General features: G+C 71.4%; 20 protein-coding genes. 6 read left to right on the forward strand and 14 right to left on the reverse strand.

Annotated elements, in window-relative coordinates:
- Positions 1 to 128 precede the first annotated feature (128 nt).
- Positions 129 to 713: a Uma2 family endonuclease gene (locus tag AB0J64_RS22540; protein ID WP_364029917.1), complete on the forward strand. Its 585-nt coding sequence runs from the start codon at positions 129 to 131 to the stop codon at positions 711 to 713.
- A 6-nt stretch (positions 714 to 719) separates the two neighbouring features.
- On the opposite strand, the gene AB0J64_RS22545 is transcribed toward AB0J64_RS22540, so the two are convergent.
- From AB0J64_RS22545 to AB0J64_RS22560, 4 genes are all read right to left on the reverse strand, one after another.
- Positions 720 to 1,604: a TauD/TfdA family dioxygenase gene (locus AB0J64_RS22545; RefSeq protein WP_364029733.1), complete on the reverse strand. Its 885-nt coding sequence runs from the start codon at positions 1,602 to 1,604 to the stop codon at positions 720 to 722.
- 64 nt (positions 1,605 to 1,668) lie between these two features.
- Entirely contained in the window at positions 1,669 to 2,400 is a 732-nt protein-coding gene (locus AB0J64_RS22550; RefSeq protein ID WP_364029736.1) for a response regulator, read from the reverse strand.
- A gap of 130 nt (positions 2,401 to 2,530) precedes the next feature.
- A complete protein-coding gene (locus tag AB0J64_RS22555; RefSeq protein ID WP_364029739.1) occupies positions 2,531 to 3,649 on the reverse strand; it encodes a hypothetical protein in 1,119 nt (372 codons plus the stop codon).
- Positions 3,646 to 4,800 carry a hypothetical protein gene (locus AB0J64_RS22560; RefSeq protein ID WP_364029742.1) on the reverse strand — a complete coding sequence of 385 codons (1,155 nt, stop codon included), beginning with the start codon at positions 4,798 to 4,800 and terminating at the stop codon, positions 3,646 to 3,648. Before AB0J64_RS22560 ends, AB0J64_RS22555 begins: the two co-directional genes overlap by 4 nt.
- A gap of 287 nt (positions 4,801 to 5,087) precedes the next feature.
- On the opposite strand from AB0J64_RS22560, the gene AB0J64_RS22565 reads away from it, so the two are divergent.
- The 5 genes from AB0J64_RS22565 to folP all read left to right on the forward strand — a co-directional run bounded on the left by AB0J64_RS22565 (position 5,088) and on the right by folP (position 10,362).
- Positions 5,088 to 5,849: a SpoIIE family protein phosphatase gene (locus AB0J64_RS22565; RefSeq protein WP_364029745.1), complete on the forward strand. Its 762-nt coding sequence runs from the start codon at positions 5,088 to 5,090 to the stop codon at positions 5,847 to 5,849.
- 80 nt (positions 5,850 to 5,929) lie between these two features.
- Positions 5,930 to 7,810 carry a M6 family metalloprotease domain-containing protein gene (locus AB0J64_RS22570; protein WP_364029748.1) on the forward strand — a complete coding sequence of 627 codons (1,881 nt, stop codon included), beginning with the start codon at positions 5,930 to 5,932 and terminating at the stop codon, positions 7,808 to 7,810.
- Positions 7,811 to 7,918: 108 nt separating this feature from the next.
- Positions 7,919 to 8,764 carry a metalloregulator ArsR/SmtB family transcription factor gene (locus tag AB0J64_RS22575; protein ID WP_364029751.1) on the forward strand — a complete coding sequence of 282 codons (846 nt, stop codon included), beginning with the start codon at positions 7,919 to 7,921 and terminating at the stop codon, positions 8,762 to 8,764.
- The gene (locus AB0J64_RS22580) at positions 8,761 to 9,360 is read left to right on the forward strand and encodes a dihydrofolate reductase family protein (RefSeq protein WP_364029754.1); all 600 of its coding nucleotides are present in this window, start codon (positions 8,761 to 8,763) and stop codon (positions 9,358 to 9,360) included. Before AB0J64_RS22575 ends, AB0J64_RS22580 begins: the two co-directional genes overlap by 4 nt.
- A gap of 126 nt (positions 9,361 to 9,486) precedes the next feature.
- Positions 9,487 to 10,362 carry a dihydropteroate synthase gene (gene folP / locus AB0J64_RS22585; protein ID WP_364029757.1) on the forward strand — a complete coding sequence of 292 codons (876 nt, stop codon included), beginning with the start codon at positions 9,487 to 9,489 and terminating at the stop codon, positions 10,360 to 10,362.
- A gap of 17 nt (positions 10,363 to 10,379) precedes the next feature.
- Here folP and AB0J64_RS22590 read toward each other — a convergent pair whose 3' ends face one another.
- The 10 genes from AB0J64_RS22590 to AB0J64_RS22635 form a co-directional block, all read right to left on the reverse strand.
- Complete coding sequence (locus AB0J64_RS22590) at positions 10,380 to 12,677, reverse strand: glycoside hydrolase family 3 N-terminal domain-containing protein (protein ID WP_364029760.1); 2,298 nt, start codon at positions 12,675 to 12,677, stop codon at positions 10,380 to 10,382.
- 191 nt (positions 12,678 to 12,868) lie between these two features.
- Positions 12,869 to 13,057 carry a hypothetical protein gene (locus AB0J64_RS22595; protein ID WP_344985981.1) on the reverse strand — a complete coding sequence of 63 codons (189 nt, stop codon included), beginning with the start codon at positions 13,055 to 13,057 and terminating at the stop codon, positions 12,869 to 12,871.
- Between the two features lie 366 nt (positions 13,058 to 13,423).
- On the reverse strand, positions 13,424 to 14,167 hold the full coding sequence (locus AB0J64_RS22600) for a methyltransferase domain-containing protein (protein WP_364029764.1): 744 nt from the start codon (positions 14,165 to 14,167) through the stop codon (positions 13,424 to 13,426).
- 7 nt (positions 14,168 to 14,174) lie between these two features.
- On the reverse strand, positions 14,175 to 15,251 hold the full coding sequence (locus AB0J64_RS22605) for a LacI family DNA-binding transcriptional regulator (RefSeq protein ID WP_364029767.1): 1,077 nt from the start codon (positions 15,249 to 15,251) through the stop codon (positions 14,175 to 14,177).
- Positions 15,252 to 15,256: 5 nt separating this feature from the next.
- Positions 15,257 to 19,216 (reverse strand): carboxypeptidase regulatory-like domain-containing protein, encoded by a 3,960-nt coding sequence (locus AB0J64_RS22610; RefSeq protein ID WP_364029770.1) that lies wholly within the window; start codon positions 19,214 to 19,216, stop codon positions 15,257 to 15,259.
- A 69-nt stretch (positions 19,217 to 19,285) separates the two neighbouring features.
- Positions 19,286 to 19,999, reverse strand: coding sequence for a cupin domain-containing protein (locus AB0J64_RS22615; protein WP_364029773.1), 714 nt, complete (start codon positions 19,997 to 19,999; stop codon positions 19,286 to 19,288).
- Positions 19,996 to 20,901, reverse strand: coding sequence for a PmoA family protein (locus tag AB0J64_RS22620; RefSeq protein ID WP_364029776.1), 906 nt, complete (start codon positions 20,899 to 20,901; stop codon positions 19,996 to 19,998). Before AB0J64_RS22620 ends, AB0J64_RS22615 begins: the two co-directional genes overlap by 4 nt.
- A 7-nt stretch (positions 20,902 to 20,908) precedes the next feature.
- Positions 20,909 to 21,994, reverse strand: a complete 1,086-nt coding sequence (locus tag AB0J64_RS22625; RefSeq protein ID WP_364029779.1) for a Gfo/Idh/MocA family oxidoreductase — start codon at positions 21,992 to 21,994, stop codon at positions 20,909 to 20,911.
- Positions 21,995 to 22,089: 95 nt separating this feature from the next.
- A complete protein-coding gene (locus tag AB0J64_RS22630; protein WP_364029782.1) occupies positions 22,090 to 22,734 on the reverse strand; it encodes a response regulator transcription factor in 645 nt (214 codons plus the stop codon).
- Complete coding sequence (locus AB0J64_RS22635) at positions 22,731 to 23,840, reverse strand: histidine kinase (RefSeq protein WP_364029785.1); 1,110 nt, start codon at positions 23,838 to 23,840, stop codon at positions 22,731 to 22,733. Before AB0J64_RS22635 ends, AB0J64_RS22630 begins: the two co-directional genes overlap by 4 nt.
- Positions 23,841 to 23,878: the final 38 nt, after the last annotated feature.

A 23,878-nucleotide genomic window follows, 5' to 3' on the forward strand; every position in this document is an offset into this window, starting at 1 on the left:
TCAAACCGGTGAAACTTTCACCACCCCTCCATTTCGGACAGTGTTCATTCGGAAACTTAGGGTAGGGAAATCTCGGCAAGTAGCATGTGAGCGAGGGCAAGGTTCCCGATACTTGGTGGGTGACCGCAATGGCGACGATGGAACCGACTGCGGGGCGCGAGGTTGTCCTTCCTCCGCTGCCGTACACGGTCGACGACCTGCTGAAGTTCCCCGACGACGGGAACCGCTACGAGCTCTTCAACGGGAGCCTACTGGTGAGCCCTGCCCCCACAAAGCTGCACCAGCTTGCCATCACCCAGCTGCTTCTCATTCTCGCAGAGGCGGCACCTCCCAAGGTGATGCCCCTTTCAACCGTTAACCTACGGGTTACGGACAAGGACTACTACATCCCCGACTTTGTCGTCGTCACCCAAGAGTCGATGCACACCGACGAGCTCATGTTCTCGCCAGAAGAGCTCCTGCTTGCGGTGGAGGTGGTCAGTCCGAGCACCAGGATGAGGGACAGGGTCCTCAAGGCCACGGCGTATGCGGCGGCGGGCATCCCCGTCTATTGGCGGATCGAATTGGGCGAAGGGCCGACTCTCTACGTCTACGAGCTCAACGGCGACAGCTACGACCCACCGACCGCCTACAAGGCCGGTACCGTCGCCAACTTGACAGCGCCGTTCCCAGTCAGCTTCGACCCTGCCAACTTGGAGGCGAGCCGCGGCTGACCGTCCTCACGTCGTTGTGAGCCAGAGCCGGAGGAGATGGCGGCGGCGGTGTGGCTCCGGGTGGTCCTCGTAGGCGGTGCGGCTGTGCAGGACGACGTGGTTGTTGAGGAACTGCATGTCGCCCGCCCGCAGGTCCATGGTCAGAGCGAAACGGGTGTCGTTGGTCAGCTCGTCGAGGAGGGCCATGGCCTCCTCCTGCGCCGGGGTGAAAGGCGGCACGGTGGTGCCGCGCTGGGCCGAGCGCAGGTAGTCGGGGCCGTACGCGACCGACACCCTTCCGTCGCCGTCAACCGTGCAGATCGGCTTGGTGGAGAAGCTGTCCGGGCCGTCGCCGGTGCGGCGGTCGTGCCACCACGGCTGGTAGAGAAGCTCCGCCAGGTCGGGGCGGGTGCGGACGAGCGCGTTGTGCACCGACACCGAGCTGACGATCGCGCTGAGCCCGCCGGATTTCGCCGGGCGCACGCAGAGGAGGGCCACCACGTCCGTCGGGTCGCTGTGGAAGCCGAGACGGCCGCTGTGCTGGTAGCTCTTCGCGCGTGACGGGTCGGCTCCCGTGTCGCGGACGTGCATGAGCGGCCGCGCGCCTGGACCCTGCGGGACGATGGCGCCGACGTGGCGGGCAAGGCCGAGCGCGGCCCTCTCGCTCTGCCGCTCGGTCATCTGCTCCACGGGCACCCCCTGGACCAGCACGAAGCCCCGGCCGTGCATGAGCTCGTCGCGGACCCGGTGGAGGGTCGGGGCGAGCGTCGGCAAGGGGAAGCCCTCTTCGGAGTCGCAGGCGGCGAGCACCTCTCGCCTGTGCGCCTCCGTCAGCGGGATCCGCCAGGCGTCGCCGTCGCGGAGCTCCGCGCCAAGCCACTCCCCCGGTCCCACGACCTCCGCGACCGCCATCGCCGCCACCGCCTCTCAGCCGACTGTTCTCACCATGCCCTTCTTCGCCGGTGGCCGCAGCACCTCATCGCCCAGAGCGGAAGGAGTCGGAGGCGCGGGCGGCCCGCGACGTGTAGACCGTCACCTCGTCCGGCTGCACCAGCCCGTCCTGGATGGCGCAGATGAGCAGCTTCTCCTTGGTCGGCGCGGGGCGGCCCGCGGCGGCGTACTTGACCCGCGCCCGGTCGATGTACTGGCGTACGGTGCGCTCCTTGATGCCCATCCTGGCCGCCACCGACGCCTTCGACATCGACTGGAACCAGAACAGCAGGGCCGCACGCTCCTTGTCCGACAGCTGCGGCCGGTGCGGGCCCTCGTCCGTGGCGATCGCCTGGGCCATGGGCAGGGTGACGCTCGGCCGGTCGGCCGCCACCTCCATGATGGTCTCCAGACAGGACTCCCGCGTGGCCCGCCCCTTGCCGATGAAGGCCGAGGCGCCCGCGTCCAGCACCGCGCGTACGGTCTCCGGCTCCTCGTGCTCCGAGAAGACGATGACCCGCTGGCCGCCCGCGCACAGCCCGGCGACGCGGTCCACGACCATGGTGCCGTTGAGGTTGAGGTCCAGCAGGAGCACGTCGGCCGCCACGCCGCGGACCGACTCGATCGTCGGCCCCTGGGCGACCAGCCTGACCTGGCCCGGCTCGGCGAACCACGACCTGACGCCGTCCACCACCACCTGATGGTCCTCCACCAGGGCGACCGTCACCCGCCCCGCCGCCCCGCTGCGATCTGCCCCCGGCTCCGTCTCCCGTCCCATCCGTCCGTCCGTCCCCAGTTCCCTCGCCCAGCCGATCCGGCCCGTCCCAGTTCCGTCGTTCCCTAGATCGGGTACGTTACGGGTTCGCGCGCCGGCCCCCCTCCGGTCGGCGCGCTCCCCGCCCCACCCCTCATGGGCCCTGCCAGATGCTGTTGACCCACACGTCGCCGTCCTGCCGCTGGTAGGTGACGATGACCCCGCTCGGCTCGCGTACCGGGACGGCGCTGACGGGCAGGTCGTCATTGTCCGCCACGACGGCCACGCTCACCATGGTCGACATCGCCGACACGGTCACCCGGGCCCGCGACCGCGCGCCGTCCAGCGCCCGGACGGGCGCCCTGAGCAGGTCCTCCCGTACGCCCTTCGGCAGCACCGGCATCCGCTGCCCGAACGGCGGCGCCGTCACCAGCACCTGGCGCCGCTCCGCCGCGTCGATGCGCTCGCGCAGCACGGACACCAGCTCGTCGGGTACGTCCTCCCGTTCCGTGATGAGCCTGCGCAGCCGCATGGCCCCGGCCGTGCAGTCCTCGCGTACGCGGGGATCCCCCGGATCGGCCCCGTCTGCGAGCTGATCGAGCAGCGACTCCGCCACTTCACGGATCGCGGCGTAGCGGCGGAGCCGGTCGGAGTGGATGCGGTGGGCGGACTCCCGCCAGGCGTCGTCGGCGGCCAGCCGGCGGGCCAGCAGCGCGGCGTCCTCGGCCCTGACCCGGAGCGTGTGGCAGCCCGCCGCGTACCCGAGCTGGAGCGTGGCGCTCCCGACCACGACCATGAGGTACCTGGCGATGGAGATCCGGTCGACCGTGCCCGTCACGATCATGGCGGTCAGCATGATGCCGGCGTTGGCGGACAGGAACGCGATCAGCTCGACCCGCCACCGGGGCCGGTTCCACAGGAGCATGACACCGAGCCAGCCCACCGAGCCCCAGCCCCAGTCGGCCGGGGCGAGCAGGCCCTCCGGGCGGCCGGACACGATCACCGCGACGTCCACGGCCAGCGCGGCGGCGGCCAGCGGGCCCACCCTGGCCGGGCCGCCGAACGTTTTCGCCAGCGCCCGCGCGGCGATCACCCCGATCGCCGCGTAACCGATCCACGCCGCCGCGGCCAGTGCCGGCCAGCGGAAGGACGGCCAGCCCGAGATGGTGACGGTGAGGTCGTAGCCGAGGTGCCAGGCCGCGGCGATCACCACGGCGCCGAGCGCGGTGTAGCTGGCGTACCGCTGGGCGACCTCCTCGATGTCGTCGATCACGGCCGCCACCACAGGCTCACCCGGGTGCCTTCGTCACCGGAGCGGATGTCGGCGCCGGCGTTCGGCAGCGAGCGCATCGTGTCGAGGATCGACCCGCGTACGCCGAACCGGTCCGGCGGCACCCGCGCGAGGTCGAAGCCGCCACCCGTGTCCGCGATCTCCACCCGGATCTCCCCGTCGCGGCTGCTGGAGACCAGCTCGGCCTCGCGCACTCCGGCGTGCAGCGCCACGTTGGACAGCGCCTCGGTGACCGCGCGGGCGAAGCGCTCGGCGACCTCCCCCGGCACTGTCTCCGGCGTCAGCCGCCTGCGTACGGCCAGCCCCGTCGCGCGTCCCGCCACCTCGTCGAGCAGGGCGTCCAGGGCGATGGGCGCGGAGCGGGCGCGCGGTCTGTCGCGCAGCTGCTCCAGCGCCGCCAGATCGGCCGCCGCCTGCCGGCGCAGTGTGGGCGAGTGCCGCTCGTACGTGCCCAGCCCGACCATCGTCAGCGTGTGCAGCGACGTCTCGTGAACGCTGCCGACCTGGCGCAGCTCGTCCTCGCGCCGCAGCCGTTCGACGATGAGGGCGATCTCGGCGCGGGCGCTGTCCCGCAGGAACGCGTCCGCCGAGGCGGCGGAGCGGCGCAGCAGCGTCATCAGCACCGCGATCGCGAGGATCTGCACGAGGTGGATCAGCAGCGTCCCGGCCACATCCTGGTACGGGGCGGCCAGCCGCATCCCGGCCAGGTACGCCGCCGCCACGAGCAGGCCGACGGGCACCGCCGCCCAGGGCCGCCACGTGACCCCCGAGACGACGATGGTCATCGTGACCAGCCCCGCGATCCAGCTCGATCCCCCGTCGAGCGCCGCGCCCGCGACGAGATGGCGCTGCGCGAGGCAGAGCGTGACCGTGATGGCCGCGTCACCCGCCACCAGCCAGGCGGGAGTCCGTGCCCTGCGCCGGGCCACGCGCAGGAACAGCCCGGTCCACACGAGGTCGATCGCCAGCGCGGGCGCCAGCCACGCCGCGGACACCGGCGGGACGGCGCCGAGGAGCGCGGCCACGACCGCCACGAGGCCCACCACGCCCCGCGCCCCGGCGCAGGTGCGGGCGATCGTCCGCTCCATGTGCCTGGCCGCCGAGTCGTATCGGGTGGAACCGGAGTGAGACATGGGCCGCCTGCTCGCGATGAGAGCACAAGACGGGCTTTACGATAACGCATCCGGCATGAGTGAGCACGCTGTGAATACACCCATTTTGTGGAGGCTGGTGGAGACAGGGGGCACATGGTGGTTTCCTCGGTCCGGCTCTTCTGGCACCGTCGCTCACCGGGCCGCTGGTGGCATGACGGCTGATCGGCCGTCATCCGCTACGACGGCCGATCAGCCGTCAGTCGCGTCTCCTCCACAAGAGCGTGTACTGGGTGCGGGTCGCGAACGATGCGACGAGAGGGGACCTCATGACCTTCCTGGTGATCTCGATCCTGGTCGGCTGCCTGTCGGTGATGACGGCCCGCGGCCGGCAGGGGAACTGGCCGTCCGGCATGCCGGTGACGCGGCCGCGGCTGGTGACGGCCGGCGGCACGTACGCGGGCCGGCGCGGGCGGCAGACGGACGCGTACGTCATCCAGGAGCGGCTGGTCGCGGTGGCCCACGGGGCGAACGGCGAGCCGGCCTGCACGGCCGCGGCCCTGGCGCTGGGCGCGGTGGTCGCCGCCAGGCCGCAGTACCAGGAGGACCTCGACGAGTGCGCGCAGCTCGCGCACCGTGCCGTGCGCACCGCGGCCCTGCGGAACGCCTCGACGCCCGAGCTGGTCAGCACCCTGGACGTGGTCGTCCTCGAGCCCGGCGAGCGCCCGTCCCTGCGCTTCGTCCACGTCGGCGACGGCGCGATCTGGCACTGCGCGAAGGGCGCGGAGCCGCAGCCGCTCACGACGTCGCACTCCTTCGGCGAGCCCGGGAAGGAGGGCCGGCTGCTGCGCGGGCTCGGCCTGCCGTCGGCGCTCAACCCCGAGGCCGGATCCGTCCCGCTCCGCCCGGGCGACCGTGTCGTCATCGTCTCTGACGGCGTGGTCAGGGCACTCGGTGCGGCGCGCATGAAGGAGCTGTTCACCGACGGCGTGTCGCCCGGCGCCTGCCTGGACCGGCTGTACGACGAGATGGCCGCCGCCGAGCCGGAGGACGACGCAACGGTGATCATCGCCGACTACGTCACGGCTTGAGTACGGGGGTACTCAGGCGGTTCCACCGGCGCTCGGTGACGATCGGAGGGAATCTCCCACTGGACACCGGAGGGCTCGCGATGAGCGCCATATTCGGAGAGACGCTGAGCTTCACCCAGGCGGAGGGCGAGGAGGTGCGGCTCGTGGTGTTCGGGGACGAGCACTACGCCCGCTACGAGACTCTCGACGGCTACACCAGCGTCTACGACGCCTCCGCCGGCGCCTACTGCTACGCCGACCTGAAGGACGGGCGATTCCAGTCCACGGGGGTCAGGATCGACTCCTACGACGCGCCCGGCGGCGTGCCGCGCCACCTGCGCGAGTCGGGCCCGGTCATGGCCGAGGCGCACCGGCGGCGCAGGCCGGGCACGCTCTCGGCGGAGGCGGAGGAGGACTCCGCGCTGACGTTCGGGCCGACGGGCGGGCTGCTGGAGGGCCGCAGGCTCAGCGTCGGCTCAGTGCGCGGCCTGACGATCCTCGTCGACTTCCCCGACCAGGCCACGACGGTGACCCCGGCGCAGGTGGACGCGCTGCTCAACGCCCCCGGCTATCACGAGAACGGCAACGCGTGCTCGGTCAACGAGTACTACAAGACCATGTCGAGCGGCCTGCTGGACTTCACCAACGACGTCGTGGGCCCGTTCAGGATGAGCCACGACATCACCTTCTACGCCGACCCCGCCAATTTCGACGTGCTGGTGCCGGAGGCGCTGCGGGCGGCCGTCGACTCGGGCATCGACCTCACCCGGTACGACTCGCTCGGTCAGCAGGTAGTGGACGCCCTGATCGTCCTGTACGCCGGCAAGACGCAGTACATCAAGGACAGCGTGCTGTGGCCGCACAACAGCGTCGTCGAGCTGGAGTTCGGCGACATGCGCACGCACTTCTACCTGGTGACGAGCATGGGCGAGAGCCCCGAGCAGCTCACGATCGGCACGTTCTGCCACGAGAGCGGGCACCTGCTGTGCCGCTTCCCCGACCTGTACGACTACGGCCGCCGCGACGGCGACGACTTCACCAGCTCGGGCCTCGGCCTGTACTGCCTGATGAGCGCCGGCAACCACCTGGACGGCGGCAAGACGCCCGCACCTGTCAGCGCCTACCTGCGCGACCTGGCCGGCTGGTGCCCTGAGAAGACGGATCTCAACCTTGGAGGCGTGTTCCAGGCCGAGCACGGCGACTATCGCAAGGTGTTCCGCTACTCGACCGGGACGGACGAGGAGTACTTCCTGGTGGAGAACCGCTCCAAGCTCGGCTTCGACCTCCACTCGCCGGCCGGCGGTCTGGCCGTGTACCACTGCGACACCCGCGGCTCCAACGAGCTGCAGGACGGGACGCCGCTGCACCACTACCAGATCGCGCTGCTGCAGGCCGACGGCCACCTCGACCTGGAGAACAACCTCAACTCGGGCGACAGCCGCGACCTGTACGGCCGGGTGGACGGCACGGCGCTGTCGCACTCGACCGTGCCCGCCAGCCTGCTGTGGAGCGGTGCCGAGTCGGGGTTGACGCTGTCGGCGATCAGCGACCCCGGCCAGACCATCCGCTTCAGGGCGGGCCCGGTGGGCGTGAACGGCGCCGCGTTCAGCTCGGTGTCGCGCCCGGCACTGCGCATTCCCGACAGCGATCCGCACGGCGTGGCCGACACGATCACGATCGAGGCCGAGGGGACCGTACGGACGCTGAAGATCCTCATCGACCTCGACCACAACCACCCCGAGGACCTGCGGATCGTGCTCCACTCGCCGACCGGCCGGCGCATCGTCCTGGCGCACCGGGAGGCCGCCCTGGACACCTCGAAGCTGCTGGAGTACGCGACCGAGCCGCCGTCGGCCGTCACTCCGCTGGTGGGCCAGCCGGCAGGGGGCGGGTGGACGCTCCTGGTGAGCGACCTCGCCCCCTCGCACGCCACGGCCGGGATCCTGAGCGCCTGGCGGCTGGACATCGTCACGGGCACCTGACCACGTACGGTCCCGGAGCGCGCGTCATGGGCGGCCTGACGCGCGCTCGACAGAGTGACCTGAGATATTCCTTGACGAGAATATTCGTCATAGTGAATACTTCTGGGCATGGACGCAATCCTCACCGCTCTGGCCGACCCGGCCCGCTGGCGGCTCGTGGGCCTGCTGGCTGAGCGGCCCCGGCCGGTCGGCGTTCTCGCCCAGCTCGCTGAGGCGCGCCAGCCGCAGACGACCAAGCACCTGCAGGCGCTTGAGCGTGCCGGCGTCGTCACCTCCCAGCGCTCCGGCCAGCGCCGCGTCTACGCGCTCCGGGCCGCACCCCTGCGGGAGCTGGCGGCCGCGCTCACTCGGCTGGCCGACACAGCTGAGCAGGCCGGTGGCCCGCGCGAGACCTACGACCGCTACGAGCTCAGCCTCCACGCGGAGCGGCTCGCCGCCGAGAAGCCGGGCTGGGCCGACGGCCGCTCGTTCCGGTTCCACCGGTCGCTGGCGGCGGGACCGGAGAAGGTCTGGCGCCACCTGACCGAGGCCTCGCTGCTCGCCCACTGGTGGACGCCGGATGACCTGCGCGTCTCCGAGCTCGTCTTCGAGGCACGACAGGGCGGGCGAATCGTGCATGAATACCGCGATGCCGAAGATGTCGACGGCTCCGACCTGATCGCCGGGCGCGCGCTGGGAGTCGTCGAGGACGTACGCCCCGGTGAACGCCTGGTCTACCGGCTCTCCCCGCAGCTCGCCGACGGCAGCCCCGCCTTCACCGCCCACCTCGCCCTGGACCTCCGGCCCACCGAGACCGGCACAGAACTCGACGTTCACTTCCGCATCACCGACAGCACGGTCGAGTCCGCGGACTTCATCGCAGGCGTCGAGATCGGCTTCGGCCAGAGCCTCGACAAGCTCGCGGCGACCCTCGCCGCGGACACGCACACCACTCACACCAGGAGCACCGAATGACCAACTCGACCGGGCGCAGGGTGACCGCGAACCTGAGCCTTACCCTCGACGGGCGTTACAACGGTCCCGGCGGACCGGGCGATTTCGCCGCGTTCGCCCCTTATGTGACCAGCGAGGTCGCCCGAAACCACATGAACCGCATCTGGGAGAGCGCGACGACGGCGCTACTCGGCCGACTCAACGCCGAGGGATTCATGGGCTACTGGCCATCGGTCGCCGACAACGACAACGCCGACCCTCGTGATCGCGGATACGCCACATGGCTGGTCAACACGGAGAAGGTGGTCTTGTCGACCACCTTGACCGAGGCCCCGTGGGAACGCACCCGCGTGGTGAACGCCCCCGCCGCCGACGTCGTCGCCGAACTCAAGGCCACCGGTGAGGGCGACATTCTCGTCAACAGCAGCGCGAGCATCATCAAACCGCTCCTGGCGGCAGACCTGCTCGACCGGCTCTACCTGATGATCTTCCCCGAGATCGCCGGGGGCGGGCGGCGACTGTTCGACGACGGCCTGCCGGCGACCAAGTGGACGCTCACCCACCAGCAGAGCGGCGAACTTGGCGAGATCGCCATGGTCTACGACAGAGCCCGCTGAGCCCGGCCGATGGCGGCGCACGCCCCGATGAGCGGCAACGGACAGCTTCGCCTCATGCGCCGTGAGGCTGCCCGATAGGGTCTCTACAGTGCGATGGATCATACACTTCCGAAAGAGCGGAAAGTAATGCAGGCGTACTACCCCGAACTCATAGCGCCGGTGCGAAGGATCGGGAGGCGAGAGTTCGATTTTGCGCGGCACATCGTCGTGATGGGAATTGTCAATCGCACCCCGAACAGCGGTTTGGATCCGAACCGGTCGATGGCGGTCACCGAGGCGGTCGGGAGAGCGGAGCAGGCGCTACGCGAGGGTGCGGAATGGATAGACGTCGGAGGGCGAGCGTTCCGGAGCGACCAGCCGCCTTTGTCCCCGGCTGAAGAGATAGACCGTGTGGTCCCGGTGATCCGGGGCATTCGGGAACTGAGTGATGCGGTGATCAGCGTGGACACGCATCTGCCAGAGGTAGCGGAAGCGAGCTACAAGGCAGGGGCGGACGTGATCAACGATACACACGGGCTCCGCTCTCCCGGCATGGCGGGGCTGATTGCCGAAACGGGAATGAGCGTCATCATCACGCACAGCCTGGGAGGGCCGGGCGAAAAGGTCGTGAGGCCGACCTATGACGACGTTGTCTCAGAGGTGGCGGACTTCCTGCGACAGCGAGTCGACCATGCGGTCGGGTCGGGAATCGAGCCGGGGAAAATCATCATCGATCCGGGGCATGACCTGAACAAGAACACCGAGCACTCGAACGCGCTGAGTCGCCGGCTCGGAGAGATCACGGCCATTGGCTACCCGACTCTGGTGGCGTGCAGCAACAAGCATTTCATCAGAGAAAGCCTGGGTGCGGAGCGAGGCAGCGAAGAACTGAGAACGGGGACGATCGCCGCCAACACCATGTGCGTATATCAGGGGGCGCGGATCGTGCGCGTCCATGATGTGGCGGGGAATGTCGCGGCAATGAAGGCGGCGGAACTGGTCTTGGGCTTGACGGAAAGGTAGAGCCGGCGCTCGCCTCCTCAGAGCCGGGCGCCGAGGGCGACGGTATCGCCGGTGAGACGGATGTCCGCGCGCAGCGGCCGCTCCTGCGCCGACGGCCCGGCGGTGAGCACGATCGTGCCCGGCTCGACGATGCGGCGCAGGTCGATCCCGGTGTAGGAGAACGCGTGCGCGGGCACGTCGAACGCCACCACGCGTTCCTCCCCCGGCTCCAGCGCCACCCTGGCGAACCCGATGAGCTGGACGACGGGCCTGGCGACCTGCGCGACCGGGTCGGAGGCGTAGAGCTGCACCACCTCCTCGGCGGGCCTGGAGCCGGCGTTGCGGACCGTCACGCGGGCCTCGATCGAGCCGCTGGTGGCGCATTCGGCCCGGTCCGTGGTCAGGGCCACGTACGCGATGGCGGAGTACGACAGCCCGTGCCCGAACGCGTACGCCGGGGTGGGGTCGACCGACGTGATGCCCTCGGTCCTCCCGCCGAGCGGCGGCTGCAGGTAGGTGGACGGGTTGACGAAGGGTGTCTCGGGAATCTGCACGGGCAGGCGGCCCGACGGGTTCACCCGGCCGCTCAGCACGCCGGCCACGGCGGCCCCGCCCTCCACGCCGGGGAAGAACGCCTGGACCGCGGCGGCGACCCGGTCCTTGTACGCGCCGAGCGCGTACGGCCTGCCGGAGACGACGACCAGGACGGTGGGTGTGCCGGTCGCCAGGACCGCCTCGACCAGGTCCGGCTGGAGGCCGGGCAGCCGCAGGTGGGGCGCGTCGCATCCCTCGCCGGACGTGCCGCCGCCGAACAGCCCCGCCCGGTCCCCCACGAACACGAGCGCGAGGTCCGCCTCGGCCGCGGCCTCGGCGGCCCCGGCGATGCCCGACCGGTCGTCGCCCGACACGTCGGCGCCCTTCTCGTACCGCACGTCGGCGTAGGGGAACTCGACCCCGAGGCACTCCCTGATGGACGCGACGGTCAGCCCCATGCCGTGCTCCGGGTAGCGGTCGAGCACGTGGTTGGGGAAGGCGTAGCAGCCCATCAGGGTACGCGGGTCGTCGGCGCACGGCCCGATGACCGCCAGCCGGGCGGTCGTGCCGGGGCCGATGGGCAGCAGGCTGTCGGGGTTGCTCAGGAGCACGACAGAACGTTCCGCGATCTCGGCGGCTGTCTTGCGGTTGCGCGGGCTGTCCAGATCGACGCCGTCCGCGCCCTCGGGGACCAGTGGGCCGCCGTCCAGCAGGCCGAGCTCGATCTTCTGGCGCAGGATCCGGCGTACGGACTCGTCGACCGCCGACTCGGCCACCCGGCCGGCGCGGACGTTCGCGACCAGGTGGGGGCCGTACGAGATCGTCTCGGGCAGATCCACGTCGACGCCCGCGGTCAGCGCGACGGCGCCGGCCCCCGCGGCGTCCTCGGCCACCTGGTGCATGGAGGCCAGGAAGGGGATGGACCAGTAGTCGGACACCACGGTCCCCTCGAACCCCCAGTCCTCGCGCAGCAGCCGACGCAGCAGGTCGGCGCTGGCCCCGACGGGCACGCCGTCGAGGTCGGTGTAGGAGACCATGACCGAGCGGGCGCCGCCCTCGCGCAGCGCGATCTCGAACGGCGGCAGGATCACGTCGGCCAGCTCGCGCGGCCCGATGCTGACCGGGGCGTGGTTGCGGGCCGCGCGGGAGGCCCCGTACCCGGCGAAGTGCTTCAACGTGGCGATGACCCCGGCCCCCTCCAGGCCGCGTACGTAGGCCGTGCCCAGCCGGCCCACCAGGTGCGGATCCTCGCCCAGGGACTCCTCCACCCGCCCCCACCGATAGTCACGCACCACGTCCACGACCGGCGACAGCCCCTGGTGCACCCCCGCCGCCCGCAGGTCCGCGCCGATCGCCGCCGCCATCCGCTCGACCAGATCGGGGTCGAACGTCGCCGCCCACGCCAGCGGCGTCGGATACGCCGTCGCCCCGAACGTGGCGAACCCCGTCAAGCACTCCTCGTGCGCGATCGCCGGAATGCCCAGGCGGTTGGCGGCCACCACCCGTTCCTGAAGCTCCCGCAGCCGGGCGGCGCCCTCGGCGACGGACACCGGCGCGGTGCCGTAGACGCGGGTGAGGTGGCCCAGGCCGTGACTCAGCTGCTCTTCCAGCGTCTCCGCGGCCTTGAACCGGTCCTGCAGGGGCGCCACGTTGCCGTCTCCGCCGACCTGGAGCCAGATGGAGCCGAGCTGCGCGACCTTCTCCTCCAGCGTCATCTCCGCGAGGAGTGCCTCCACGCGTTCGCCGACCGTGCGTGCGCTGTCCCGCCAGGGCGCGAGGCCCGGAGCGTTCACTGATGTCATCGCATTCCTTCTGAAACTTTCGAAGGCCCAAACCGATCACTGATTTCGGACTCTAGATGTCCCTCTCAGAGGCCGTCAAGAATATTTCGGAGAGCTACCGAAACTTTCGGACACTACCGGGCCGCCCCGGTCATGCGGAGGCGCCCGCTCCACTGCGCTGAGAGCGGGCGCCTTTCGTGCAGCGGAGAAGGTCAGGCCACGTGCTCCTCGGCCTCCCGGTGGAGCGCCTCAAGGTCGAACGCGCCCGACTTGACCGCTGCGGTGAACGCCACCCAGTCGCGGCGCGGGACCTCCAGCACCAGGTCCGGGTTGTCCTCGTGGATGATCTCCACGTGGTCGTTGATCCGCTTGGCCGCGACGCGGCCGGCGTCTTGAGTCATGCCGCACTCCCTTCCAGTGCACTGCGGGTTTCCGCCCCTGTCTCCTTCGCAGGACGACCGAGGCGGCTTCGGGCAGCCTTCCATCCCGACCGTGGCCTCGGCCACTGGTGGGGGCGGGAGTGCGGATGGAAAAACCCACTCGCGGGGGTCCATCTCTTGACCTGGGATGCAAGATTGACGCACCCGCGCGGCCGGTGACTGCAAGAGCCTTGAAAGCGGGGAGTTAGTGGCGGGGCCTAAGTTACGCATAAATCGAAGACCGGCACCCTATAAAAGGACATGTCATGAACTTGACCCCAGAGCGGCAAACGCGGGTTTTCGGAACGCGGAGCGTCCGCATCACGTAGGCATCCACTTCCCGGCCGATCACGCGCGAGCGACGTGCCGGGCGATCAGGGCGAAGCGGTGGGCGTTCGCTCGCAGCGGGCGGCCGCCCGCCATCTCCGCGTGCAGCGCGCGGAGCCGGTCCTCGTACTCCTCGACGGTGAAGCCGGGAATCTGCCACGAGACGACGCGGAGGTAGAGGACGAGCGCGCCCACGTCGTTGATCGTGACGGGACGGCTCGACTCCCGGCGCCAGGTGACGTCGAGCCCGGCCTCGGTGAGGGCGGCGGACGCGGTCGCGAGGTCCCAGCCGTGGTCCTCGTGCGGCGGCGCGTCCAGGGCCTGGTTGATCTCTTCCAGGTCGCGCCCTCCCACCTGCTGGGTGACGTACGTGCCGCCCGGGGCGAGGAGGCGGCGGATCTCGCGCGGTTCGTACGCCTCGTGCCGGTTGACGATCAGCTCGAACGAGCCGTCGGGGAACGCGGAGCTCACCTCGGCCACCTCGACACCCAGGGGCTCCAGACGGCGCCGGGCTATCGGGACGTTGGGCGCGTACCCCTCGGTGGCGGCGGTACGGGGCGGGAGCGGGGCCAGGGACGACAGCAGCTCGCCGCCTCCGGTGCCGAGGTCGAGCAGGGACGCCGCCTTCGGCAGCCGCTCGCGCACCAGCTCCTCGTAGTCCCACGGCAGGTCGTCGGCGGTGGTCATCCGACCGCGGAAGACGGCCCAGTCCCAGCCTTGGAACGGCGTGGTCAGCGCCTCGCGGATCAGCTCCTCATAGCCCATGCCGCGATCATGCTTCGTGGCGGGACCGTCTCGCACGCCCTTTTCCGTGGCGGGGCGGGGTGCTCTCGCGCAGGACGACCCGTGCCGGGAGCGGCACGTCCGGCGCACCCTCGTCGTCGGAGAGCGCGAGCCGCACGGCGGTCAGGCCCGCCTCCTCCAGCGGCACGGACACGGAGGTGAGAGCGGGCACGACGTCCAGCGCCGAGCCGATGTCGTCGAAACCCGCCACCGCGATGTCCACTCCCGGGACCACCCCGGCGTCACGGAAGGCCGCCATGGCGCCGATCGCCATCACGTCGTTGACCGCGAACACCGCCTCCACATCGTCGAAGCCCCGCTCCACCAGCCTGCGGGCCGCGTCGTAGCCGCCCGCGCGGGTGAACGCGGTCTCGATCGCCACCGTCTCGGCCACACCGGCACCGGCCAGGCCCGCGCGGAAGCCGTCGTGACGCTCGCGGGACGTGCGGATCTCGCCAGGGGCGTGGAAGACGGCGAAGCGCCGGTAGCCCGCGTCCAGCAGCGCACGGGCGAGGTCGCGCGCACCGCCGTGGTTGTCGATCGTGACAGTGCCGAACGGCAGGTCCCGCTGGCTGATCATCACGACCCGGCCGCCCGCCGTACGGTACTCCTCCAGCTCCTCGATCAGCGCGTCCCTGGTCGCGGAGCCCGCGACGCGGCTGCCCGCGACGATGATGACGCGCGGCCGCTGCCCCCGGAGCGTCCTGACGATCTCCAGCTCGCGCTCGGGCGACCCGTCCGCCACCGCCATGGTGACGATGAGCCGCGCCGCCTCCGCCGCCCGGGTGACGCCGGCGGCGATGGAGGCGAAGTAGGGGTCGGCCACGTCGCCTATCACCAGCGCGACGGTCCTGGTCGAGCCCTTCGCGATGGCCTGCGCCGACAGGTGCGGCTCGTAGTTGAGCTTGGCCGCCGCCGCGCGCACCCGGCGGGCGTTCTCGGACCTGACGTTGCGCGAGCTGCCGTTGAGCGCGCGCGAGGCGGTCGCGATGGACACGCCCGCCTCACGGGCGACGTCATGGAGGGTGGGCGGGGCCTTGCCGGGGCGCACCGGCCCGCTGTCCATGCCGGTCATCCTGCCGTTACGGTCAACGGGTCGCTCCTGGTCACGCCCGCCGCGTTCGCCAGCTCCGCCACGTACGTGTGCCGGCCCGCCTGCCGGCCCGTGAGCACGGTGGCGGCGCTCTGCGCGGCCGGGGTGGCGGCGTCGAGCGGCTGGGAGTCGACGAGCACGCCGTCCTCGTAGAGGCGGTAGGAGGTGGCGTTGGTGCCCCACCACATGTTCATGCGGATGGTGTAGTCGCCGTCGCCGTCCCAGTTGTCCGAGCTGAGTACGGGCCTGCCGGGATTCGCGTCGGCCACGACGACCTGGGCGGACGTGGTCGCGGTGCGGCCGGCCTGGTTCAGCAGCTCGCCGGTGTAGACATAGGTGCCGTTCCGGCGGCCGGTGACCGCGACGGTGGCCTTCTGGGCCGACGGCGTCTTCGGGGTCAGCTCCCGCCTGGCGATCTCCTTGCCGTTCTCGTACAGGACGAACACGCTGGCGTTGACGCCGTACCAGAGGTTCATGGTCACGTCGTACGTGCCGTCGTGGAGGCCGTTCTTCCAGCCGCTCGTCGTCGAGAGCGCCGCACGCGCGGGCGGCGCGGTGGCGCCGTCCTGCGGCAGCTCGGGCTCCGGACGGGTGACCTTGACCGTGTACGTGGCGTCCGCCGTGCCGTCCTCGGACACCACCTTGATCGCGACCTCGGTGTCACCGACGGGCACCGGGATCGGCGGGGACGCGGCGCCGCTCGCCACCGCCTGGCCCTGGACGGTGATGGCCGCCTTCGGGTCGAGCGCGGTCGGCGTGAACGCGACCCGGTCCTCCGGGGCGGTCAGGGCGTATGCGTGGACGTCGGGGTCGAAGGCCGGTTCGAGCGTGCCCGCGCCGGGGACGAGGCCGGTCAGGGTGGTGTCCTGGGCGAGCGGGCTGCGCCTGATCCGCAGGGTGTGGGTGGCCTCGGTGCCGTCCTCCGCCGTGACCACGATGGGCACCTCGGCCCCCGCCGCCCCCAGCGTGATCGTCCGCGTCGCCTGCGCGCCCTCCGTACGCTCGCCGGAGATGCTCACCGACCTGGCGAACGGGCTGCGCGCCACGGCGGTCACCTCCACCTCGGTCACCCGGGCGGGGACGTCCAGCACGCCGTCCGCCGGCGCGCCCTGACTGGTGTCGACGCCGAGCAGGCCGGTGTCGTCGCGGGCGAGGCCGACGCCCTGGGCGACCCGGATGTCGTCGAGGTGGATGCTGCCGTAGTTGGTGCTGTTGGCGTAGTAGTCGATCTGCGCCACGCCGTCCATGGCGGTCCTGAACGCGGCGACTTGGAGCACCTTCCGGCCGTCGATCAGCAGGTCGAAGCGCTGGTTGACGGTGTCGATCACGGCCGAGACGTGGTACCAGCGGCCTGGCTCGTACGCGCCCACCGTGCGGGTCGTCGTGCCCGCGTAGGCGACGATGGTGTTCTTGGTGAAGGCGAGGCTGACGGCGTTCTGACCGGCGGCGTTCCTGACGTAGGGAACGGCCCACCAGTGGTTACCGGAGGTGTAGGGCTGCTCGCTCATGACTCGTGCCTCGACGGTCACGACGCCCTTCAGCGCGAACGCCTGGGAGACGCTGGTGCTGCCGCTGTTGGCCGTACGCGTGAGCTTCAGGCTCCTGCCGCCCGGCGTCTCGACCACCTCGACGCTCCCGCCCGCACCGCTCACCACGAGCCCGTCGCCGCCGGTCAGGGGTCCTGCCGGCAGGTCGTCGAAGTCGTGCACGGCCACGTAGTCGGGGACCGGGCGGACGAGCAGCAGCGCGCCCGCGTCGGTCGCCGTGGCCGCCGTCACGGTCAGCCCGGACCGGGTGGCGGCCACGTATCCGCCGGACGAGGCGCGGATCTGGTACCCGTCCCCGGCCGGGACGTTCTCGACGGTGAAGGCGCCGTCGGCGCCGGTGGTCGCGGTGCCGAGCGTCTGGTCGCCGTCCTTGACGGTGACCGCCGCGCCGGGGAGCGGGCGGGCGGCCTGGTCCAGGACGCGCCCGGTGACCGTGCCGACCGTGCCGGCGGGGGCCATGGCCAGGTGGACGGTGGCGGTGTTGCCCGGGCGCACGTCCACGGTCTCGGTGGCCGTCGCATAGCCGTTCCTGGTGGCGGTCACCACGACGTCCTCGGCGAAGGGGAGGTCGATGATCGCGAAGCGTCCGTCGGCTCCGGTGGTCGCGCTCCTGCCCGCCGCCGTCACGGCCGCCCCTGCGACGGGGGTGCCCGCCGGGGTGCGTACGGTGCCGATGACGGACTCGGTCGTGGCGCCCTCGGCCGTGGTGTACTCGAAGGCCCCGATGTCGGGGCCGCCGTTGTAGAGCGGGGTGCCGGCGAAGTCACGGCCGCCGTTCCCGCTGATCTCCGCGCCCGCGTCGATCGCGTACGAGCCCGAGGAGACGCGCAGGCCGTACGCGGTGTCGAGCCGGGGGCCCGACTCCGGCGTGCCGTACGGGCCGTCGAGCGGCGCCTTGGCGAACAGCGGGTCGGCCACCACGGCGTCGGCGTCGCCGGCCGGGACCGCGAGGTCCGCGCCGCCGTACAGGTTGTGGCTGTAGGCGATGGTCGGGCTGGTCGTCAGCGTCGCTGGGCGCGTGGAGTACAGGAGGTTGTTCGTGATGTCGTAGCGGGCCTCGATGTACGTGCCGTACCCGTAGATGAGGTAGTCGCTCTTGTCGTTGTAGATCGTGTTGTTGTAGACCTTGGCGGTCGCGGCCCGGTCGGAGTGCAGGTAGATCTGGTAGCGCGTGTTGCTCGCGATCACGTTGTTCCTGACCACGGCGTCGCCGAACGCGAACTGGCACAGCAGCACGCCGTCGCCGTTGCCGTGCAGGTAGTTGTACTGCACGACCTGCCGGGTGGTGCCCTTGTCCGGGTCGATCCCGTTGGAGTCGGCGCCGCCGGCCTTCTGCTGCGTCTCGTACACCTCGTTGAACTGGAACGTCACGTCGTCGGCGTAGTACGACTCGATGCCCGAGGTGCCCGCGCGGTAGACGACATTGTGCTCGACCAGCGCGCCCCTGACGTTCGTGAGGTACATGCCGTTGCAGCCGTACGCGGTGTCGGCCTGGGTGATGTGGTTGTTCCTGACGACGATGTTCGTGTGCGGCGTGAACTTCGGGTCGTCGGCGCTCTGCCGGGTGCCCCAGCCTGTGGCCGTGGCGATCGTCTCGCCCGCGTCGTTCTTGCCGTCCCCGGTGTACTGCTTGACCACGATTCCGGCGAACGAGGTGTTGGCGATCGTGGAGTTCTGGACGACCACGTCGTTCAGCACGGTCGCCTGGTCCGGCGGCGCGTGGATGTCGGGCACGGTCGTGTCGAACACGATGCCGCCCGTCTTCTTCGAGCCGTCCCAGCCGGTCTTGAAGCGCACGCCGGGCGCGTTGTTGTCGGTGCTGCCGCTGATCCAGTTGACCTGGCCGGTGACGTCGTGCACGGCCACGCCGTCGATGACGAAGCCGTCGAGGGTCTGGCTGTTGTCGCCGGAGACGTGGATGCCGCGCAGATCGCGCAGGTTCTCGCCGGGGGTGCCCGTCGGCGGGACCTCGTTCGTGACCTCCAGGTTGCGGATGGTCCAGAACTCCTGGTTGAACAGCCGGACGGCGTCGCCGACCTGGCCCGCGCCGTCGATGCGGGGCTTGGCGCCCGCGCCGTACCTGTCGACGGTGATCGGCGCGCCGCTCTCGCCCGAGCCCTTGGGCCAAAGCTGGCCCGTCCACCGCTGGCCGGCGCGCAGGAGGATGCGGTCGCCCGGGCGGAAGGTGGTCTCGTTGACCTTGCCCAGGCTCTTCCAGGCGTGCGCCTCGTCGAGGCCGGATGCCGCGTCGTCGCCTGCGGTGGCGTCGACGTAGTACGTGGTGCCCGCAGAAGCCGAAGCCGAAGCCGAGACCGAGGCCGAGGCCGTGGCGGGTTGGACGAAGGTCGCGATCATGGCAGTGGCCGTCAACAGGGTGCGTAACGTGGGCATCGCCGGGCTCCTGGGGGGTGTTCGGCGCGCCTCGCCGCGGAGGCGCGCCGGTCGGGCGATCAGCTCGGTTTACGGGGTGTGGACGATGGGGTTGGCCACGTCGTGCGCACGCAGGTGGCCGCACATGCCCCACCGGTCGTGCGCCGGGCTCTCCATCAGGGCGGACCGGCGCAGGTGCGTGCCGTCGCCGAGCTCCAGGGCGTCGAGGATGCCGGCCGTGCGGCGGGCCTGCTCGGCGACGGTCTCCTCCCAGATGGCACGCCAACCCGCCGCCTTGGGGCGGACGAGTGCGATGGCGTGGTCGTAGAAGCGGTGGAGCGGGGCCAGGTCGCCCTTGGCGGCGGCATCCGCGAGTTGGAGGAACCCTTCGACGGCCAGTTCCCGCCGCCGCCGCACGGCCTCCTCCTCTCCCTGGGTGGGGAGGGTGGCGGCCTCGCGGTAGCGGTCCGGGTCGGCGACGATCTCCGGGGGGAACGTCATGACCGCGTCGCCGGCCTCGGGGAGACCGGCGTTCGACATCACGACCACCACCTCCAGGCCCGCGCGGTTGACCGCGCGGTGGATGGTGCCGGGCGTGAACCAGACGGTCGTCCCGGCGCTCAGCTCCGTCTCGCGCAGCCCGTTCACGTCGAGCGTCTGGAGCGTGCCGTGCCCGCCGACGACCACGTACGCCTCCGTGGAGGCCGTGTGCACGTGCGGCGTGCCGCCCTCCAGCCCGTCGGCGCACGGGCTGCCGGAGTAGACCGACAGCCGGCTGACCGAGGTGCCTCCGGGGAAGGTCATGCCAGCGCCGCCCGGCCCTGCTTGGCCAGCAGTTCGGTCCCTTCCTCGCCCCGGTCGCCATCGGCGATCACGACCGCGTACCGGAACCGCAGCGACTCCCCGTCCGGCAGCTCCACCTCCTCGCTGAAGAACGGCGCCGGGCACAGGCACGCGAAGTCCTCGCTCCGGGCGAACCACTGCGGCGGGTGCTGCGGGTTGGAGGCGGCGTCGACCACGACGATCGTGGAGTGGTCGCCGGTCTCGTCGTGCCTGCCGCGGAAGCCGAACCACTCGGCGCGCGTGCCGCGCAGCTCGTCACCGCCCGCCCCGGCCGGCGACTGGATGGTCCCGTTGGTGAACGACCTGGGGCCGCGCCAGAACAGGCCGCCGTACCCGGCGTTCTCGCGGCCCTTCGTGGTCGGGGAGCCGAACGCGAGCGTGCCGCCCGACACGTTCGTCATCTCCGTCTCGAACACCAGCGCCCATGTCGCCTCGTCCAGCACCTGCGCGGACAGCGACCGCCGCTCCTCGATGACCGGGGCGCCGGCCTGCGAGGTCCAGTCGAGCGTGTGCGCGATCTCGGCCCGCCCGCCGCCGGCCGTCAGCGCGGTCATCTCGCGGTGCGTGGCGCTGCCGTTGTTCTCGAGCTGCACGTAGAACTTCCCGTGCACGTACGTCGGCCCGCCCCAGAAGTTGTGCTCCCCCACGTGCGGCAGCGACCAGGCGATGCCCTTGTGCCAGACGTGGTCGTGCGGCCTGAACAGCGACACCAGCCGGCCGCCGAGGGTGCGGATCGGGTGCAGGTACGGCTTGGGCGACTCCAGCACCGGCGTGTCGGGACGGTAGACGTACGTGAACAGGTCGACGTCGCCCGCCGCGACGGTCACTTCGCGGTCGAGCAGGTGTGTGGCTTGCAGGGTCACGGATTCCTCACTTCCCCCAGGGAGCGCCCGTGCCGTCCATGCGCAGGGCGAACGGGCTGTCAGCGGTGATCTGTCCGGCTCGTACGCGCTCGCCGGTGAAGGCGGAGGTGTACAGCGCGGCGATGAACTCCATCGTCCGGCGGGCGTCCTCGGTGGTCACCGGAGGCGCCTCGCCCCGGTCGAGCGCGTCGTAGACGGCGGCGAGCCAGCCGTCGTGGCCGCTCGGCACGGTGCTGTGCCCCTGCGCCCACAGGTCCGACACCGTCTCCTGGCCGGGCGCCGGGGTCACGGTCCAGTCGTCGTCGGTGTAGCCGTACAGGTGCTCCACCTCGACGGTGGCGCGCTCGTAGTCGAAGCGGAGCCGAGAGGTCTGCCTCGGGGACACGACGGAGTTCACGACCGTGGCGACGGCGCCGTTCTCGAACGTCACCAGCGCCATGGAGACGTCCTCGGTGTCCACCGGGCGTGACTGGCGGGCGGCCACGGCCGTGACCTCGCGCCACGGGCCGAGGATCGAGAAGAGCAGGTCGAACTGGTGGATGCCGTGCCCCATGGTCGGCCCGCCGCCCTCCGACTCCCACGTGCCGCGCCACGGGACCGCGTAGTACGCGTCGTCGCGGTACCACTGGGTGTCGCACGTGGCCAGCAGCGGGCGGCCCAGCTCGCCGGCCTCCTGCAGGCGGCGCAGCCGGAGCGCGCCCGCCCCGAAGCGGTGCTGCAGGACGGTCGCGACGTGCGCCGTGGAGTGGCGCTCCGCCTCGATCAACGCGTCGAACTCGGCGAGCGAGAGCGTCGGCGGCTTCTCCACCAGCGCCGTGACCCCGGCCTCCAGGCACGCGATGGCCAGCGGGGTGTGCAGCTGGGGCGGCGTGCACAGGTGGACGAGGTCGACCTCCTCCTCCCGCAGCAGGTCGTCCAGGCTCGCGTGGGTGCTCGTCACGTCGTACTTCTCGGCGAACGCCGTCACCCGCTCGGCGTCCACGTCGGCCACGGCCACGAGCTCCGCCCGCCCGGACCCGAGGACGGCCTGGGCGTGCGCGTGGGCGATCGCACCGGTTCCGACGATCGCGGCCCGGTACTTCCGTTCTGTCAAGATCATGCTCCTCTATGGGAAAGCGTTTTCCAAGGAAAACGTATTCCGCAGATTTGCACGGGTATTACCTGGGCGTCAAGGGTGCTACCGGACGATCACCCGAGCTGAGGCCGCATGGTGGGGCTCTCCCACGCCCACGCCGCGATCTCCGTCCGGTTGCGCGCGCCGAGCTTGGCCTGGATGCCCGACACGTACCCCTTGACCGTGCTCAGCGAGATGACCAGCTCGTCGGCGATCTCCCGGTTGGTGCGTCCCCTGGCGAGGGCCCGGACGATCTCGACCTCCCGCGCGGTCAGAGGCTGCGCGGGCACGTGGGCTCTGCGGGCGCCGGCGACCTGGCGCAGCAACCGCAGGGTGATCGACGGTGAGATGAGGGCGTCCCCCGCGTACGCGGCCCGCACCGCTTCGACCAGCAGGCCCGGACCCGCGTCCTTCATCACGAACCCGGCCGCGCCGCACCGCAGCGCGCCGTGGACGTACTCGTCCAGGTCGAACGTGGTCACCATGACCACCCGGGGCGGGGCGTCGGCCAGGGCCCGGGCGACCTCGATCCCGTCGAGGCGGGGCATCTGGATGTCCACGAGGCACACGTCCGGGCACGTCCTGCGGGCCTGCTCGATCGCCTCGACGCCGTCGCACGCCTCGGCGACCACGGCGATGTCGGGCTCGTTCTCGAGGATGATCCGCAGGCTGGCCCTGATCATCGGCTGGTCGTCGGCCAGCAGCACCCGGATGGTCATCGGCGTGCGCGGGTGGGAACGGTCGCGCGGACGGCCCAGCCGGAGCCGGGGCGGGGGCCTGCCGTCAGGGTGCCGCCGAGGGCTTCGAGGCGTTCGCGCATTCCGACGAGTCCGTACCCGGCGCGGCGGTAGCGGCGGGCGGCCACCGGCGGGGCGTCGTCCTCGACCTCCACCGTGACCACCCGCTCGTCCTGGGTGATGCCGATGTCCACCGCGCGGGCGCGCGGGGCGTGCTTGGAGACGTTCGTCAGCGATTCCCGTACGACCCGGTACACGGTGCTGCTCACCTCGGCAGACCAGCCGGCCGGATCGGCGTCCAGCCGCAGGTGCGCCCGCGGGCCGTGGCTCTGGAAGCCCTCGATCAGCTCGCCGAGCCGTTCGCCGCCCGCCGGGGCGGGAGCGGGCTCGCGCAGGAGGCCGACCACGCGGCGGGTGGCGGCCAGGGCCTCGGAGCCCGCGGTCTCGATGTCGGCCAGGGAGCCGGCCGTCTTCTCCGGGTGCCTGGCGGTGACGAGGCGGGCGGCCTGGGCCTGGAGCACGACGCTGGTGATGTGGTGGGCCACGACGTCGTGGAGCTCCCTGGCCAGTTCGAGGCGTTCGGCACGCCGTACGCGCTCGGCGACGGTGTGGCGGCGGGCGGCGAGGAGACGGGGGGCGAGCCCGATCGTCAGGGCGGCGAGCCAGGCCAGGCCGGCGAGCACCGGCACGGGCGAGGCGGGGTCGACGAGAAAGCCGCCCGCCACCACGGCCAGGCCCGCGGCCGCGACGGCGCCGGCCGCGCGGGCGGGGAGCGTCCTGACGGCGGAGCCGACGAGCACCGTCAGGCCCAGGGACATGGCGGGGCCGGGCTCGGCGGGCAGGTGGACGACGAGGGTGGCGAGGACGGCGAGCGCCGCCGCGACCAGGCCCGCGACCGCGGTCCACAGCCGGTCGCGGCGGCGCACCAGGGCGAGCACGCACACCACCGCGCCGGCGGCCGCCCCGAACAGCCAGTAGTCGCCGCCCCAGCTGCCGGCGACCCGGTACGCCTGGTAGGCGACGGCCGCCGCGAGCACGACGCCGAGTCCGGCGTCGGCCGCCACCTTGAGCCGATCGGGAACGCGCACGGCGTCCAGGCTAGGAGAGACACCCCGCCGTCTGGTAC

It is taken from the genome of Nonomuraea sp. NPDC049695 (assembly GCF_040674955.1).
In the GTDB taxonomy this organism is placed as follows: Bacteria; Actinomycetota; Actinomycetes; order Streptosporangiales; family Streptosporangiaceae; genus Nonomuraea; species Nonomuraea helvata.